The organism is Pseudogemmobacter sp. TB195 (genome assembly GCF_058313095.1).
Genome location: NZ_JBZEGG010000010.1, coordinates 81,637 through 97,555 on the forward strand (window position 1 = coordinate 81,637; position 15,919 = coordinate 97,555).

The following is a 15,919-nucleotide window of genomic DNA, read 5'->3' on the forward strand; positions in this document are numbered from 1 at the left end:
GAAAGAGCGAGGCGGGCGCCGTAAAGGGCCGTCTATGATCTGCGGGCAATACAATAAGACGGGCGATAGGTCAAAGTGGGCGGCCCCGCCGCGTTGATCTCTCGCAGCAGGCCGCGCAGCCGTCCCGGCGAAACCCGCCCCGCGGCAAAGCCGTTCACGCCGCTGGCGCGCAGATGCGCAAAAAGATCTTCGGCGCTTTCGAACTGCAGGGTGATGGCCTCGTCGCGGAAGACAAGACCCTCCATCCCGGCGGGCAGGGCATCATATATTCCGGCAGCGTTTAGATAAGAGGGCGCCCCCCGTGGCAGACCCCAGCCGGAAAATTCGGGGAAATTGTCGGGGCCAAAGCCTGACAGCGCCAGCAGGCCCGAGGGGCGCAGGGCCTGCACCGCTTTGGCCAGCAAGGCGCGCGGATCGGCGATCCATTGCAGCATTGAGGCACTGGCGAGCAGATCCAGATCGCGCGGGAAATTACAGGCGGCGGCGTCTCCGGGCAGAGGATATACGCGCCCCTGCCCCGTCCAGGCCAGCTGCGGCAGCGGGGCGACAAGATCGTTCAGCCAGATATCCCCGGGGTTCAGGCGGGCAAGTTGCCGTGTCAGAAGGCCGGTGCCATGGCCCAGCTCAAGCACTCTGCGGGCGGTGCTGATATGGGAGAAGATGCCTTCGGCCAGGCTTCCGGCGATCCGGGCCTGCGCCAGCGCCGCCCCTTCGTAGCTGTGATGATGGCGGGAAAACTCTGCCGCGATCCGCGCCATCATCATCTGATCTCGCTCCAGGCGCGCCAGTGGGGAAAGGGATTATGGCCGCAGTCGAACCATGTGATCTGCCGCCCCGGCCAGCCCCCGGCCATTCCGCGCCGTGGAAAGATACGGTCGCGCCGCCCGGCAATGATATGGGTGAACGCGGCGGCGGGAGCGGGCTCGCGCAGGGCAAGATGTTGAAGTTCCAGCGCGAGGGCGTCGGGTTCGGTCTGTTCCGGCAGAGCGGCCCCGGCGCGGCGGGCGAAGCGCTGCAGGCTCTCTGCGGTGACCGCCCCCGCCGTGGCGTCATAGGTCTCGGGGCCGATGGCCGCGCGCGGATCGGGCGCGCCGCAGATGGCGGTGGCCCGCGCCGGGGCCAGCTGATCCAGATGGCGCGCGGCGACAGCCACCCCCATCGACCAGGCAATCACATGCAGCCGGCGATAGGGGCGCAACAGCAGGTCGGGCAGGGTTTCATCGCGGTAATCGTCGAGAGCCAGCACATCATCGCCGCCTTGCAGATGGTGAACAGCGCCTGCGCCAACGGCCCAGCCGCCATAAAACAGGATCAGATCTTCGCTGCCGGATCTTTGCAGCCATTGCGCCCGCATCAGAGCCCCCTTGCGATGGCAAGCATTGCCGCGCTGACCTTTGTCAGCTCGTCCGGGCGGATCGTCAGCGGCGGCATGGTATAGAGCAGCCTGCCGAAGGGCCGCAGCCAGACGCCGGTCTCGGCGCAAAAGCGGTGCACCTTGTCCATCGGCAGGGGCGCCTTCATTTCGATCACCCCGATTGCGCCGAGGACCCGGAGGTCCGCAACCGATGGCAGGACGGCCGCGGGCGCGAGGTCACGCCGCAATTGCGCGCCGATGCTGCGGGCCGCTCCGCTCCAGTCCGCGCTTTGCCACAGATCCATGGCGGCGGCGGCAACGGCGCAGGCCAGCGGATTGGCCATAAAGGTCGGGCCATGCATCAATGTGCCGGCCTCCCGCGCCAGATCGCCGGTGGAAATGGTGGCGGCCAGGCTCATCATGCCGCCCGTCAGTGCCTTGCCAAGGCACATGATATCGGGCCTGACCCCTGCCAGATCGGCAGCAAAGGGGGCGCCGGTGCGGCTGAAGCCGGTGGCGATTTCATCGAAGATCAGCAACACGCCATGGCGGTCACAGAGCGCCCGCAGGCCTCTGAGATAGGCGGGGTGGTAGAAATACATCCCCCCTGCGCCCTGGACGACAGGTTCGATGATGAAGGCGGCAATCTCTGCGTCATGGCGGCAAAGCAGCGCCTCGACCTCGTCCAGCCCGTTCAGCGCCGGGTCCTCGGGCCAGGCGGCGCCATAGGGCACCGGCGGGCGGGCGGCGAAGTGCTGCGGCGCAATGGCCCGCCCGAAATGGCTGTGCATACCGGTCTCGGGATCGCAAAGGCTCATCGCTTTCCAGGTGTCACCGTGATAACCGCCGCGCACGGTCGCCAGGGCGGTGCGTCTGCGGTGACCGCGCGCGATCTGGACCTGAATGGCGAGTTTCACCGCCACCTCAACCGCGACTGAGCCACTGTCGGCATAGAAGATCCGGTCGAGCCCCTCAGGCAGAGAAGCGACCAGCCGGCGGCTGAGATCAATGGCCGGCTGATGGGTCAGCCCGCCGAACATGACATGCGACAGCTGTTCCGCCTGGTCCTGCACCGCTTTGACCAGCGAGGGTGGCGCGTGGCCGAACGCCGCGCACCACCAGGAGGACATGGCGTCAATCATCTGCCGGCCATCGTCGAGCGTCAGCCAGATGCCCTCGGCCCGCACGACCTTGTGCTGCGGTGCCGGATGCGCAATCGAGCTGTAGGGATGCCAGATATGGCTGCGATCAAAGGCCAGATCCTCCATTACAGCGCGGCCTTTATGGCGCTGAGGTCGATACCCTGAAAGGCCTGTTCCAGCGCGGGGCGGGTGACATTCGCCAGGCGCGGCAGTCGGCCGAGCGCGGGCAGGGCAGCGATCCGGCAGATGGTTTGCTGGCTGTCCTGCATTTCCTCGCCGATAAAGACGATACCCAGCAGCGGCACGCGGCGCTCGCGCAGGGCTTCGATGGTCAGCAGGCTGTGATTGATCGTGCCAAGTGCGGTCCGTGCCACCACGATGACCGGGGCCTGCCATTTCGCCATCTGATCGGCGTATAGGAAACTGCCGTCCAGGGGCACCAGCGCCCCCCCCGCCCCCTCGACCACCAGCGGGCCATCGACCCGGGGCAGCGACATCGCCGTGATCCTGACCCCCTCGCGCGCCGCCGCATGATGCGGCGACGCGGGAAGCTTCAGCCGATACGCCTCGGGCAGGGTGGGGCGGCCGGTCAGGCGGGCGACGGTCTCGCTGTCGGTCTCTTCGTCAAGCCCGGCCTGGACGGGTTTCCAATAGCTTGTCTGCAAAGCCAGCGTCAGCCCGGCGCTGAACACGGTCTTGCCGATACCGGTATCGGTGCCGGTGATGATGACGGCAGAACTCATATCGGCCCCCGGATTTTCATACCTGCAATGGCGACGAAAAGCGCATCAATATCCGTGACTTGCAGCCCGCCGGTGATCGAGATGCGCAGGCGCGCGGTGCCTTTCGACACGGTGGGCGGGCGGATGGCGCGAATATCGAAACCCGCCTCGCGCAGGTGACGCGCGGCCCCGAGCGCCGCGTGGTCCTCCCCGAGGATCAGAGGCAGGATCTGGCTGAGGCCGAGATTGAGCCCCAGTTTTCGGGCGGCGCGATGGGCATGGAGGCGCAGGGTTTCGGCATGCCCGATCAGGGAGGGCCGTGTCTGCACCAGCAAAAGCGCCGCGCGCACCGCTGCCGCAACCAACGGCGAGGGGGCGGTGGCATAGATAAAGGGGCGCGCGCGGTTGATCAGCGTCTCGGTCACGATGCGGTCGGCGCAGATCAGCGCGCCGCTGGCCCCGAGCGCCTTACCGCAGGTATGGACCACAACCGATGCAACATCGTCCGGCACATCGGCAAGCCCGCGCCCCATCGGCCCGTAAAGCCCGGTCGCATGGGCCTCATCCAGGACCAGAACCGCGTCGCACGCCCGCGCCAGCGATATGAAATCCGCCAGTGGTGCGAAATCGCCATCCATCGAATAGAGCGTCTCAAGCGCGATCCAGATCCGCCCCGAGCCACCTCTGGCGCGCCAGTCGCGGATCTGATCCTCTGCATGCTGTGCGTCACTATGGCGGAACTCCCAGCTCTGCGCCGGGCCGAGCCGCATCCCCTCATGCACACTGGCATGGATCCCTGCATCATAAAGCACCAGATCGCCCGACATCGGCAGTGCCGAAAAGATAGCCTGATTGGCCTGAAAGCCGCCGCCCATGAACAGGCAGGATTCAGTGCCGAAGAAATCGGCGGCCTCGGCCTCCAGCGCTGCAAATTCCGGATCATTGCCGCGCAACAGCCGTGACCCGCCTGACCCCACGGGGACACCCCGGGCGATGGCCACCTGTACCGCTTCGGCGAGGGCGGCGGATGCGCTCAGGCCCAGATAGTCATTCGAGGCAAAGTCATGCCCCAGAGCCGGCAGCAATGCGCGGGTGCGCCCCCGCGCTGCGGTGACCGCAAGCCGTTCGGCATGGCGGGGAAAAAGGCTCACGCCGCCGCTCCACAGGGGCGCAGCGCTTCGGGGAGCAGACCGAGTCTGGCGAAAAGCTGCGCGTCTTTGCTGTCGCCGGGATTATCCGCTGTCAGCAGCGTATCGCCGACAAAGATCGAATTGGCACCGGCGAAAAAGCACATCGCCTGCAGCTCATCCGACATCGCGCTGCGCCCTGCCGAAAGCCGGACATAGGATTTCGGCGCCAGAATACGCATGGTGGCGATCGTGCGCACCATCTCGATCGGATCAAGAGGCGCCACATCGGCCAGGGGCGTGCCTGCCATCGGCATCAGCATGTTGATAGGGATGGATTTCGGCGGCTCGGGCAGATCGGCCAGGGTCTGGATCATCGCGATCCGGTCCTCAGAGCTCTCGCCCATGCCGATGATCCCGCCGGAACAGACATTGATCCCGGCCAGGCGGACCCGCTCCAGCGTCTCCAGCCGGTCGGCAAAGCTGCGGGTCGAGATGATCGTGGGGTAAAAGCTCTCAGAGGTGTCGATATTGTGGTTGTAATAATCAAGCCCTGCCGCCCTGAGCTGCACCACCTGGGCGTCATCCAGCATCCCCAGCGTCATGCAGGTCTCAAGCCCGAGCGCCTTCACCCCCTTGACCATGGCGATGACCGCCGGCATGTCGCGCGCTTTCGGCGAGCGCCACCCGGCCCCCATGCAATAGCGCGTCGCCCCCGCATCTTTGGCCTTTTTCGCCTCGGCCAGAACCTTCTGCACCTCCATCATTTTCGAGGCGCTGAGTTTAGATCCGTTGCGCGCCGATTGCGCACAATAGGCGCAGTCTTCCGGGCAGCCGCCGGTTTTGATCGACAGGAGTTTCGCGCATTGGATGCGGTTCGGGTCGAAGTTTTCCCGATGCACGCTCTGGGCGCGGAACAGCAGATCCATCAGGGGGAGATTATAGACAGGGCTCGCACGCATTTGCATCGGGGTCCTCCGGCAGGGCTGCGATCAAGCAGACAGGGATCCGGGCGCGCGCTCAATTTGCAAAGTTATCTATTATTTGGCCCGGCTCTGAAACTGATTTAATTTTTAAAATCAATTTTATAGATCGGATCCCGTGTGGGGGGCTAGAGGCAGGGGCCTTCCGGTTTGTCTATAATATATTATTCGAACCCCGTGTTTCTGCGGCTCAGCAGACTGAGCCCCCTCTCCGGCGCTGGATCGCAGGCTCCACACGACACGGCCCGATAAGGGGATAGCCATCGCAAAATCCGCACTTTGAACTCACCCTCGGTCTGTGGCTGGCGTCTCGCCGCGGACTGTCCCGGATCATCCTACGAGCGGTGATGCTGGTGATTGCCTCACGCGACCTCACCGGCCTGGGGCAGTGGGGCCCGTTCTGCCAGATCGGCCCAAGGTCAGTGCCGGGCAAAGGCATCGATGCGCAAGAGGCGGGCGGCGACAATGATCGGTATCAGCACCACCAGCCCCGCCATTACGTTCAGCACAGACACACTGGCCAGCGTCGATTGCATGGTGATGTGCGAGGCACCGTCCGCCACAGCCGCCTGACAGGGCATGACCGACAAGAGCGGCAGGCGATGCGACAGGATCATCGGGATAGGAAAACTGCCCCCGCTCTTCCTGACGGCCAGTACGGCGGGCATGATCACCGGCAGCATAACGTTCATCCGCGACTTGCCCGCCGTGCCTGCCTCTATCAGCCGCATATCAACGCGGGCGATGGAGGAGACGGGGCCGATACAGACTTAGGTGCCGTAGATGAATCTCATCGAGGGGATCTGCCGGAAACAGCCATAGAGGCCGGGCAAACGGATACGGATTTCGCACTGCGAGCGGCTGATAAGCCCGTTATTGCCGGCATGATCGTCCAGGCGCCGGCTGCGATCACCTCAGGGTTCACCGGGTTGATCAGCGGCGGCAGTGCGTTCAGGCCCTTGACGGGAAAGGTGTTGGGGGCGGTGACATAGGCCAGCGGCACGCCGAGCAGCGTGGCCAAGAGGGTGACGGCTGTGGCGGAAAGCAGCGTGCTGCCGATGGCCCGCAGACATTTGGGGTTGTCGAAAAGGCGGGCCCAGCCACTCAGCCCGTCGCCAGGGACGCTGGTGGATATGCCGCAATCACCAGGGCCTCGAAGGCGTCGATGCCCGGATCGACCGCCGCGCCCCGGCATAGAACCGTTATGGCCGGGGCCATACAGATCCGCCATCACTTCGGTCCCCTTGCCAGATCAGGCCGATAGCCGGTTCTCGGGCCCGGATGTTGCCGCGACCTGACAGCGGCGGGCCGGTTCCGGAGGACCTGTTTCGGCACGGCGGCAAGAGGCAGGCTTTCGGCTGCGGGTTTTCCGCGCGCATCGGCGGCAAGGATCCTGACCTGGCCGAAAGCGGCTTCGACCGGTCTGCCGGTCGCAACCGAGCCGCCGGCCAGTTGGCCGCGCCGACGAAATTCCCGACATGTCTGGTGCGCGACGTGGCGCAGATCTCTTCTGGGATTTCTTGCAGGCGGCGAATCTGTCAGAGGCCACCCGGGTTCATAACCCCATTCAGATCAGGCATCGACAGGGTTTCTTCAGCATCGTGGGTCACGAAGGAGGTGGTGATAATCGCCTCGTTCTGCAGCCCTGTGATGATCTCGCGGATCTGGACGCGCAGCTTTGCGCCCAGATTGGACAGCGGCGCGTCCATCAAAAGCCCCGCCGGTCTCATCACAGGCGCACGGACCAGCGCCAGAGGCTGATGCTGGCCGCCCGACAGCGCCGCTGAGCGGCGTGTATCGTCCGACCCACCAATGCCGTATCGTCACTGTGCCGACGCCACGCAGAAACTGCGGGTCGAAATCGGGTTGTGCCAGCAGCGCCCCCCGGCTTCGGTCACCGGACCATCGGTTCTGACCTCGTTCAGGCGCCAGATGCCGTCCTGGACATAGGTCACGCTGCGGTCCCCGTCCGGCCAGACATAGACGTTCAGCGCAATCTGCTCGCGCAGCTTCTGCATCTTTGCCGATGCCTGCCAGAAGATAAAGCCATGGCATGGTTTTTCCGAAACCACCTCGCCGCTTAAAGCTCTGACCTGACAGGTGAACGGGTCAGAGGGCAGAGCGCCCGCGCTCCATTCCTCCAGGAGCTGCGCATTGGCCGCGCAGGCCTGCGCAATATTGTCCAAACAGCCCATGTCAAAGGCGCGCGAGGCCTCGGAAAGCACCAGCGGCGGCGGCGGATCCTCCTCCGCCCCGGGAGGTGCGAAGGCAAGGGGCGCTGCCGGTGTCTCGCCCCGGCGCACGCTGTCAGTCAGCATCCCGCCATAGATCAGGCAGGCCGCGCCATCAGTCGTGGCGACGCGCTGATGAAAGCAGCCGCGCTGATAAGCGGCCAGCGCAAGCGCCGGATCGGCGGGCCGGGCAACCCCGTTCGAAAGCAGATCGCCGAGCAGCCTGCACCCATAGGGCGCCACCGAAGCGTCGGCGCTGTCGCAGGTGAACCGGGCCCATCGCAGGGCCTCGGGCAAACGTGTCTGATCCGCAAGCGCCAGTTTCACCGCGTCATAGCAGGCCCAGCTGTCCTGATCATTCCCGCTGGCCATCACTGCCTCGCAGGCCATTGACCGGATATAGAGCGCGCCTTCCCCGTCACCACGCTCTGCCATAGCATCCGCAAGCTGGCCGCAGGTATTATCGGCCTGCGCCATGGCATGTGCATCCCGGCAGCCCATGCGCAGGGTCGCAAGCCAGGCCTCAGGATCGTCGCGGGCGGGGATGGTCACGCCCTGGGTTTCATATCCGACCCTGGCGTAAAGCCCCGCCAGTGGCGCGCAGCCTTTGATATTGGTCCGCGAACAGGCCTCTTTCAGCATCATTTCGACCGTGTCCAGACCATCCGGTGCCTCCAGCGCGGCATAGACATACAGCGCCTGACTGCAATCCTGCGACGATCCTTCGCCGGGGGACAGGCAGGATCGGGCAAGGGCGTCATATCGGGCGCGCAAGGCGGGGCGGGCCTCGGAGAGTGTCACGTCCATGGCCGCGCCGAGGCTTTCGCAGATGCTGTCCTTGCTGTCCTGAGCGTCACAGAGCGCAATCGAGCGGGCGGCCGCAGTCTGCCGCTCGGCCACCGGCCAGAAATCGGCCAGCTTTGACAGGGTGGCGCAGGCCGCCGGATCGCCGGCTGCGCAGCCTTCAGTCAGGAAGGCGCTGGCCCGGGTCACACGCACCGGACCCCGCGCATCGGGATCGCCATAGGTCAGGAAATCGCGGTAAAGATAATAGGCGGATTTGCAGCTGCGCTGATTTGGAGCGCGGGGGCCCTGGGTGCAGATGCCCGCCTCGATGCCCGCCAGCGCGAACCGTTCGTCCGGGGTCAGACCGGTCGCGCCCCGCGCCGCTGTCACCGCGCGAAAGCCCTCTTCCAGCCCCTCGCAAATCCAGCCGATCCCTTGCTGGCAGGCGGTCAGATTGGCCGCGAAATTCGATGCCGCCTCGACGAGGGACGGGCTGCGATCTGCCGCCGTGTTCCGCGCCAGCAGGATACAGCCCACGCGGTCCTGCGCATCGCAAAGAAGCTTCGACAGCTCCGCCGTCACGCGATCCTCCGCAGTGACCCCGCCCGGCAGCGCCTGATCCTGCGCAAGCTCTGTCGTATTGTCCTGCCGGTTGATCGCCAGCCGGCACCCTTCCAGGTCCCTGGCCATACAGCCCAGCAGGGCATAGCGTGTGACCACGGCGGGCCCACGGCCCGGCCCTTCCGGCGCATCATAGATCAGGCCGGCAAATGCGGTGCAGGCCGTGCCGAGGCCCAGATCGCAGGCCTGTTTCATCCCAGCAGGATCCCCGGCCATAAGGGCTTCGGCCATCAAGGCCGCAGCCTCCTGCGCTCCGCCCTGCCCGGCTTCGACAAATCCGGCATCATCCCGGATCAGCGCCGCGCTGAAACCGGCACCGGAGACACAGGAACTGCCCTCTGGCAGCTGATCGGAAAGGCGGACTGTCCTTTCGCTGGCCCCGGTGCTCAGAAGACCCAATACCAGCGCATAGCCTCCCGCCTGCAGCCGATAACCGGACGCAGAGGGGCCAAAGGCAGGCAGCGAGGCCGCAAGATCGTTCAGCTCGGACAGTGTATCGGCATGGCCCGCAACAAGATGGCAGGTACTCGGCGGAGCGAGATAGATCTGGTCGCGGCTGTCACTTGCGGTCGTCGGCGGGCAGAAATGCGTGACCCCGGCAATCTCCAGATAGCCCACTGCCCGCTCCAGCCCCTTTCCGGTCGCGTAATCCAGCGCGAACCATGCGGCACTATCCGGGCCGAAGGTCACGTCGCGTAAAGTGACCGCTTCGCCCGCCGCCAGTTCGCGTGCTGCCGACCCGGCAGGTGCCGCGTAAATCGGTTGGGCAGCGCAGATATGGCGGGTTTCCAGCGGCTGATGGGGCAAAGGTTCCTGCGCCAGGGCCGGAGAGCAGACCCCGGACGCAAGCAAAGCAAGGGCGGGCAAGGTGATCCTGATCATCAAAACTCACAAATGGTGACGTCCCGGGCCACGATCACAGGCCGGCTGCCGATGCCGGGCAGGATGGACCGGAAGGAGACCGGTTCCAAGCAGGGACGCAATGCATCCGGCGTGATCCTGCCGAGAGACACGGGATGCGCCCGGCCAAAATCCGGGAGTGACTGTTCCGGCAGAACATCTGTGCTACAGGGCGTGGAAACATACGACATGGACGGCGTTATGCGGAAACTTCTTCTTGTTATCATTGGCCTCGCATTGCTGGGCTTTGGCGGTTATCGGCAATTTGCCGATGCGGGCGTCAGCGCGGCAGACCAGGCGCGGTGCGAAGAACAGGTCCGCGCGCAGAGCGGTGACGATGCCGAGGCCCTGGCGCTTTTGCTGCCCAAATGCAGCGATACCGGGATGGTGGCAATGATGGATGCCCAGGCATCGGGCGATGATGCCCAGGCGGCAGCGCGCCGGATCTCGCAGGCCAATCAGGGCGACCTGACGGCGCATCTCGTTGACTGGGCGATGATCGGCGCGGGCCTTGTCGCATTGGCGGCTGCTGCGGCCCTGAACCGCCGCCGCGCATGATCCGGGTGCCGGGGTGAAGACCTCACGCCGGATCTGGCTGCTGATCCTGATGGTCGTCATCGGGATCGCACCACTCGCTTCGGTTGCCCTGGCCGGGCTGATTGCGGACTGGAACGGCTGCGCCCTGCATGAAGGCTTTGCCCAGCCCTGTATCCTGTTGGGAACCGATATCGGAGGCGTGCTTTACACCATGGCCGTCATGGGCTGGCTGATGCTGATTTCGCTTTTCTTCCTTGGAGGCGGATTGCTGGGGCTGGCATGGGAGGGCGTCTTGCTGATCGCCCGGAGGATATCGCGGGGCCCGAGATGACAGGCGCAGCGCCTGCCGCGCGGCTTTCCTTAATCCGCCGGGCGCAGCAGGGTTTGGGCCGATCAGACCGCGCAAGGGATGCTGCTGCGCCAATGGTTCGACCGCCGCTTCTGCTTCCTTCCGGGGGGTATCCCAATGAACATCCCTGTCAGGGGCGGGTTCAGGTGTCAGTGCCGTGTGCCGGAACCCGTCAGCGACGAGACCGGCAGGCTGATATCAATGGTCAGGCCGTCCTGCGTCCATGTCCGTGTCGCGTGACCCCGAAGCTGGCCTTCGACGATTGAATTGAACAGCTTCGAGCCAAAGCCTGTACCCTGACCCGTCGCGGCAGGCAAATGCGTCATTTCCACCCAGCGAATGCTGAAGCGATCTTCGATGTGGCTGAGCTCGACCCGGAGCAGGCCCTGGCTGTCCCTGAGGGCCCCATACTTGACGGCATTCGTCCCCAACTCATGAAATATAAGAGCGATCGCGGTCATGGCTGACGGGTCGAGCGGCAGATCATCACCTGTGATCTTAATGTGGTCTTCCCCTTTATCGTAAGGCGCGAGAAGTCGACGCAACAGTTCCGCTATAGTGGCCGCTGTTCCGTCCTGGTTATGCCGGATAAGGCCGTGGGCATCGTGGAGCGCTCTCAGTCGTCCCCGAAGCGACTCCGTCACGGCCTTAACATCTGAGCCGTCGCGGGCCGTGAGGCTGACCAGGCCATTCACAAGTGCGAACAGATTGCCGATCCGGTGGTCAAGTTCCCGGGCGATGATCTCACGCTCGGCTTCCAGTTGCTTGACGGCATCGATATCCGTGGAGGTTCCATACCAGCGCGTGATCGCGCCTTCGGCGTTCCGCAGCGGTTTGGCAAGAACCTTGAGCCAGCGATAGCTGCCGTCATGATACCGGAAGCGATAATCGATTGCGTAGGTTTCTCCCGTCGCAAGGCAGGCTTCCCAGGTTGCATCGACCCGCGCCTTGTCCTCTGGGTGAACCAGGGTTTTCCAGGTTTCTGCCGTGATCTCTTCCGGGGTGATGCCGGTGAATTCGGTCCACCGGCAATTGAAGTAGTCGTGCCGCCCATCGGCGTCCGTGCTCCAGACTATCTGAGGAATGGATTCGCTCACGATATTGAAACGTTTGTTGCTTTGCTCAAGTGTCTCGACGGCGTCGGTCAGCTCGGTGATATCGATCAGGATGCCGCTCAGATGGGAGGCCGCGCCTTTCCCGTCACGCACCACTTTGCCGAAAGCGGCAAACCATCGGTTTTCACCTGTGGGCGTCGCAATCCTGTAGCGGCAGTGATAGTCAGAGCCGGTCGCGATCGCGCCACCGAGAGCATCGAGTACCCGCTCACGGTCATCCGGGTGAAGGAGCGGCGAAAGTCTCTCAAGGGGGATACCTGTCTCGGGCTGGTCCTCCATTCCGAACCGTTTCAGGAACGTTCCTTCCACGGTGAGATCCCGCCGCGCCAGGTTCATGTCCCATGTGGCGATGATCCCGCCGGCTTCGAGGGCTATGTCGACGCGTTGCCGGGCAAGCAAGAGCTTACTGATCAGGTCATCGCGATTGCGCATCACGATAGACAATGTGACAGGCGCCAATGCGACCATGAAGGCTGCCAATCGCATGGAAACAATCGCATGCTCGTCATAGGCGCCCGCGACACTGTGAAGATAGGCCTCGCACATGACGGTCAGCAACCAACAGCTGAACACGAAAGCGAGGGCGGAAGCAGTGAAGACGGAATAAGCCAGGCCGCACCACAAAAGCGCGGGCAGCGCGAAGGCGAAGGCGCCTGGCCCTCCCACAACCATCGCCAGGGCGCAGGACGCTGCCAGAGCAACGACAGGAACAGCTGCAAGCGCGCGCGGCACCAGGTTGAACGACCTGATATTCGCGCCCAGGCTACGAGGCGTCGGCGCGGAGAGTATGACCGGCAACAAGGCGATATAGTTGACGAGTTCCGTCGTGAACCAGAATGTCCCTGCATTGACCGCCCCGAGCCTCAGTACCAGAGGATCGGCAATTGCGCCGACAAGCCCCGCAGAGGCGGCACCCGACACCGAGACAAGGACGATATAGAATGCGGATGCCGGCTCCCGCATCCGCAGCGCATTCTCGGGAAGATACCGGCAGACAAGGCAGGCTGTACCCACGCCGCACAGGTTTGCGGCATTGAGCACTAAGGCCTTTGCAATACTGGTGCCCGCGATCAGGTCTGCTGCCATATAGGCCACCGCCGCCAACAGCCACACCGAGGGACGGCGCGTATCAGGCAGGCGAACGAGCAATCCGAGCATGACCGCATTTGCGGGCCAAATCATCGCAAGATACCCGACCGGTCTTGTAAGGATGCCCAATGAACATGCGGTAAACACCGCGAGACCGATGACGAGCGAATGCGGAGGAAGAGCCGGGACGCGTTTGAACCATCTGGACGATGCACTGCTTTCTACGGAGGCCATCAGAGTCTCTCGCCGACAGGTCAATGCGACAATTTAGCGCATCCCCCCTGCATAGTCACCTGGGTTCTTTACCAGTGCCAAAGCGGGATTTTTGCGAAAACCGGCGGCTGGCCGGAAGTGCCCCTTTCCCTCTTATATTCAGGCCGGGCGTTGGATTCCGGCAGTGCCGGGAGCATTGAAGCGGTTCATACGGCGCAGGTGAACACCTTTGGTCCGAGAGACCCTGCGACCAGATGCAGATCTGGACTTCGGCTGTCTGGCGGTCTGGATCACGTAAGGCGTTGCGTTGCGCCAAACGCCTTGAGGCAGCCCCTCCTGGTCTTGAACCGCCTTCGGGCGTGATATCCGGACCAGCGCTTCCAGGCAGAACCTGGGGGCGTTCGTCGGGGAAACAGCCTCCCGGACTGTTGTCTGATCTTCCTCACCGCTGAACACCACAGGGCGGCCATGGCTGCCGGTCCTGAGCGCGCCATGTCAGTCCTTAACCAGCCAGATCAGCAGAGATCCGCACTGCTTCAGCGCATCATTGCAGCACTTCCGGTTCGTCATGCGACAGATGACGGGCGCGGGCTTGCTCATGCCCGAAGCCTGACCACACGGAGCCGAACCGGGGATCCGGGCTGGAGCTGACTTCTGCAACAACACCGACCAGATCAGGCACCCTGAGGGCGTTGTACGACAGCCCCGCGAACATCATTGCCGCCTGGTTTCTCGCCTCAGCGAAAATGAATTTTATGAGCTCCGGCTGGCTGACCGGGGAACGACCCCGGCCAACGGCCAGCAGGGCGCCCTGCTCTTCGTTGCCCCGGTTTGAGAGGCCATGTCCGGGATGTGACGCAGGCGATTACAGCCTGCGCAACTGTTCTTTCCAGGCCGGATTGCTGGTGATCTGCTGAAAGCGCATCAGCTTCCACACCCCATATTTGTAGAAATCGAAATCCAGCGCCGAGACCTTCAGCTGCACCATCGACCAGGCTGCCCATTTCACATCGGCCAGCGCCTTGTGAACGGTGACCCGCGCCACGATCTCGGGCGTTACCCGGCCGAAATATTCCTCGATCAGTTCGGCCTCGATTTCGGGCGTGTAGAACATCTCGCCGAACCAGATGCCCAGATCATAGCAACGGTCGTTCATTGAAGCATATTCATAATCGATCAGCATGATCGAGCCATCCGCACCGATCATGAAATTGCCGGGCATCGGATCGTTGAACGAGGGCACCAGATCAAGGCCCGAGGCCTGCATCGCATCGCGCGCCATCTTTGTGTTCAGCGCAATCCATTCGGCATGGCGCGGCACGGGCGAGCCAAGCTCTGCCATCTGCACATGATGCTCGTCGATCATGTCGAAAACGGTCTTTGTCAGCCCAAGCGCGGGCAAAGCATGCATCTGACGATAGGCCGCAATCGCCGCCGCGCGATTGGCGGGATTGCCGAAATCGGCATGGGTCGAGGGGCGGCGGTCGGGGATGAAATCATTGATCTCCACGCCCTGATGCGCGAGATCCTCGTAGATCTTCGGGCCAAGCCCGGCGGCTGCGGCCTTGCGCGAGGCATCCATCGCCGCGACACGGTCGATGAACATCTCGGTGCCGTTGCCGGGGATTTTCACGAACCAGTCACGGCTGGCGCAGGCCGATTGTACCCGCCAGTTGGAATTCGAGATCCCGCCCGAGACCGGCGCATAGCGGGCGCCTTCCCCGAACAGCGCCCGCGCATCCTGCATTGCCGCTTCGATATCGCGCTCGGCCTGGCTCGCGGCGCTCCCCACTGCTTTCATCATGCCCGACCCTCCGCGATCCGGATTTTTTCCTCGAAACCGGGGTGATGCAGCACCAGCCGCGCCCGCATCAGTCGCCATTCGCCAAATTTCAGCCATTCCAGCGATTTGCGCACCGAGACATGGCCGAGGATCCGGCAGAAGATGGCCTGGATCATGTCATCCACCACCGACCAGAGCCGCGCCCGGGCAAACCCCGCCTCATCGCCGCCATAGCTGCGGAATGTCGCCTGCATATCCCGCTCGAATTCATGCATCTCGGCCAGCACCGCGCCCAGATCATACATAGGGTCATTGAGGCCTGCCCGGTCGAAATCGACCAGCAGCGCGGCCTGATCCGGCCCGATCATCAGGTTGGAGACCGAGCTTTCATTGCGGCACAGCGCCAGCGGCGCGGCCTCCAGCATCGGGCGAGCGGCATTCAGCAGCGACAGGATCCAGCCAAGATCCGCAGGCAGGGAAACGCCCAGGCGACCTGCCTCGGAGATCAGCGCCTCAAGCCGTGCGAAAGGCTCGAACCGCGCCCCTTTGGCCGGGGCTTCATGCAGCCGCCGCAGCGCCTGCAGGGTGTTCCTGCGAAAATCCGCGTCAAGGCAGTCGGCCAGTCGCGCCTCGCGCCAGCCCGGACCTGCCGCCGCGAAGAGGATCGCCCCGGCTTCCGGATCGGACCAGAGAACCCGGGGCGCGACCCCGGCCTCGCCGGCCGTCTTTGCCGCCGCGAAACCGGTCGGCAGGTCGAGGAAATCCCGGATCTCGGGATGGATGATCTTCAGAAACCGGCTTTCGCCATCAGGCAGATCGACGAAAACCGCCGCGCTTTCCAGCCCCCGACAGGAGGGCGAAGCCAGCGCCGCCGGGCCAGGCCGCGCCTGTGCGCCGTCCAGCCCCGGCGCGGCGGCAATCACCCGCGCGACATCGGCATCCGTGACAATCTGACTCATGCGTCCCC

16 protein-coding genes and 1 pseudogene are annotated in these 15,919 nt (G+C 64.0%); 2 read left to right on the forward strand and 15 right to left on the reverse strand.

Features of this window, described 5'->3' with window-relative positions:
* Positions 1-32: 32 nt before the first annotated feature.
* The 10 genes from AC4FS3_RS11940 to AC4FS3_RS11985 all read right to left on the reverse strand — a co-directional run bounded on the left by AC4FS3_RS11940 (position 33) and on the right by AC4FS3_RS11985 (position 9,848).
* Complete coding sequence (locus tag AC4FS3_RS11940; RefSeq protein WP_491020747.1) at positions 33-764, reverse strand: methyltransferase domain-containing protein; 732 nt, start codon at positions 762-764, stop codon at positions 33-35.
* On the reverse strand, positions 761-1,354 hold the full coding sequence (locus AC4FS3_RS11945; protein WP_491020748.1) for a pimeloyl-ACP methyl esterase BioG family protein: 594 nt from the start codon (positions 1,352-1,354) through the stop codon (positions 761-763). The genes AC4FS3_RS11940 and AC4FS3_RS11945 overlap by 4 nt, the downstream gene beginning before the upstream one ends.
* The gene (gene bioA, locus AC4FS3_RS11950; protein ID WP_491020749.1) at positions 1,354-2,622 is read right to left on the reverse strand and encodes an adenosylmethionine--8-amino-7-oxononanoate transaminase; all 1,269 of its coding nucleotides are present in this window, start codon (positions 2,620-2,622) and stop codon (positions 1,354-1,356) included. The genes AC4FS3_RS11945 and bioA overlap by 1 nt, the downstream gene beginning before the upstream one ends.
* Complete coding sequence (gene bioD, locus AC4FS3_RS11955; protein WP_491020750.1) at positions 2,622-3,239, reverse strand: dethiobiotin synthase; 618 nt, start codon at positions 3,237-3,239, stop codon at positions 2,622-2,624. The genes bioA and bioD overlap by 1 nt, the downstream gene beginning before the upstream one ends.
* A complete protein-coding gene (locus AC4FS3_RS11960) occupies positions 3,236-4,369 on the reverse strand; it encodes an 8-amino-7-oxononanoate synthase (protein WP_491020751.1) in 1,134 nt (377 codons plus the stop codon). Before AC4FS3_RS11960 ends, bioD begins: the two co-directional genes overlap by 4 nt.
* The gene (bioB, locus tag AC4FS3_RS11965; RefSeq protein ID WP_491020752.1) at positions 4,366-5,313 is read right to left on the reverse strand and encodes a biotin synthase BioB; all 948 of its coding nucleotides are present in this window, start codon (positions 5,311-5,313) and stop codon (positions 4,366-4,368) included. The genes AC4FS3_RS11960 and bioB overlap by 4 nt, the downstream gene beginning before the upstream one ends.
* A gap of 434 nt (positions 5,314-5,747) precedes the next feature.
* Positions 5,748-6,020 (reverse strand): hypothetical protein, encoded by a 273-nt coding sequence (locus tag AC4FS3_RS11970; RefSeq protein ID WP_491020753.1) that lies wholly within the window; start codon positions 6,018-6,020, stop codon positions 5,748-5,750.
* 98 nt (positions 6,021-6,118) lie between these two features.
* Positions 6,119-6,559: a hypothetical protein gene (locus tag AC4FS3_RS11975; RefSeq protein ID WP_491020754.1), complete on the reverse strand. Its 441-nt coding sequence runs from the start codon at positions 6,557-6,559 to the stop codon at positions 6,119-6,121.
* A gap of 307 nt (positions 6,560-6,866) precedes the next feature.
* Positions 6,867-7,037: a hypothetical protein gene (locus AC4FS3_RS11980; protein ID WP_491020755.1), complete on the reverse strand. Its 171-nt coding sequence runs from the start codon at positions 7,035-7,037 to the stop codon at positions 6,867-6,869.
* A 114-nt stretch (positions 7,038-7,151) separates the two neighbouring features.
* Complete coding sequence (locus AC4FS3_RS11985) at positions 7,152-9,848, reverse strand: hypothetical protein (protein WP_491020756.1); 2,697 nt, start codon at positions 9,846-9,848, stop codon at positions 7,152-7,154.
* A 219-nt stretch (positions 9,849-10,067) separates the two neighbouring features.
* On the opposite strand from AC4FS3_RS11985, the gene AC4FS3_RS11990 reads away from it, so the two are divergent.
* Together AC4FS3_RS11990 and AC4FS3_RS11995 are read left to right on the forward strand one after the other, a co-directional pair.
* A complete protein-coding gene (locus AC4FS3_RS11990; protein WP_491020757.1) occupies positions 10,068-10,424 on the forward strand; it encodes a hypothetical protein in 357 nt (118 codons plus the stop codon).
* Positions 10,425-10,437: 13 nt separating this feature from the next.
* Positions 10,438-10,734 (forward strand): hypothetical protein, encoded by a 297-nt coding sequence (locus AC4FS3_RS11995; protein ID WP_283179625.1) that lies wholly within the window; start codon positions 10,438-10,440, stop codon positions 10,732-10,734.
* A gap of 167 nt (positions 10,735-10,901) precedes the next feature.
* On the opposite strand, the gene AC4FS3_RS12000 is transcribed toward AC4FS3_RS11995, so the two are convergent.
* The 5 genes and pseudogenes from AC4FS3_RS12000 to AC4FS3_RS12020 all read right to left on the reverse strand — a co-directional run bounded on the left by AC4FS3_RS12000 (position 10,902) and on the right by AC4FS3_RS12020 (position 15,911).
* Complete coding sequence (locus tag AC4FS3_RS12000) at positions 10,902-13,190, reverse strand: PAS domain-containing protein (RefSeq protein ID WP_491020758.1); 2,289 nt, start codon at positions 13,188-13,190, stop codon at positions 10,902-10,904.
* Positions 13,191-13,328: 138 nt separating this feature from the next.
* Positions 13,329-13,552, reverse strand: a pseudogene (locus AC4FS3_RS12005) (hypothetical protein); the annotation flags it as partial.
* Between the two features lie 161 nt (positions 13,553-13,713).
* Positions 13,714-13,884 (reverse strand): hypothetical protein, encoded by a 171-nt coding sequence (locus tag AC4FS3_RS12010; protein WP_491020759.1) that lies wholly within the window; start codon positions 13,882-13,884, stop codon positions 13,714-13,716.
* A 150-nt stretch (positions 13,885-14,034) separates the two neighbouring features.
* Entirely contained in the window at positions 14,035-14,973 is a 939-nt protein-coding gene (locus AC4FS3_RS12015; RefSeq protein ID WP_491020760.1) for a phosphotransferase, read from the reverse strand.
* A complete protein-coding gene (locus AC4FS3_RS12020) occupies positions 14,970-15,911 on the reverse strand; it encodes a phosphotransferase (protein ID WP_491020761.1) in 942 nt (313 codons plus the stop codon). Before AC4FS3_RS12020 ends, AC4FS3_RS12015 begins: the two co-directional genes overlap by 4 nt.
* Positions 15,912-15,919 lie beyond the last annotated feature (8 nt).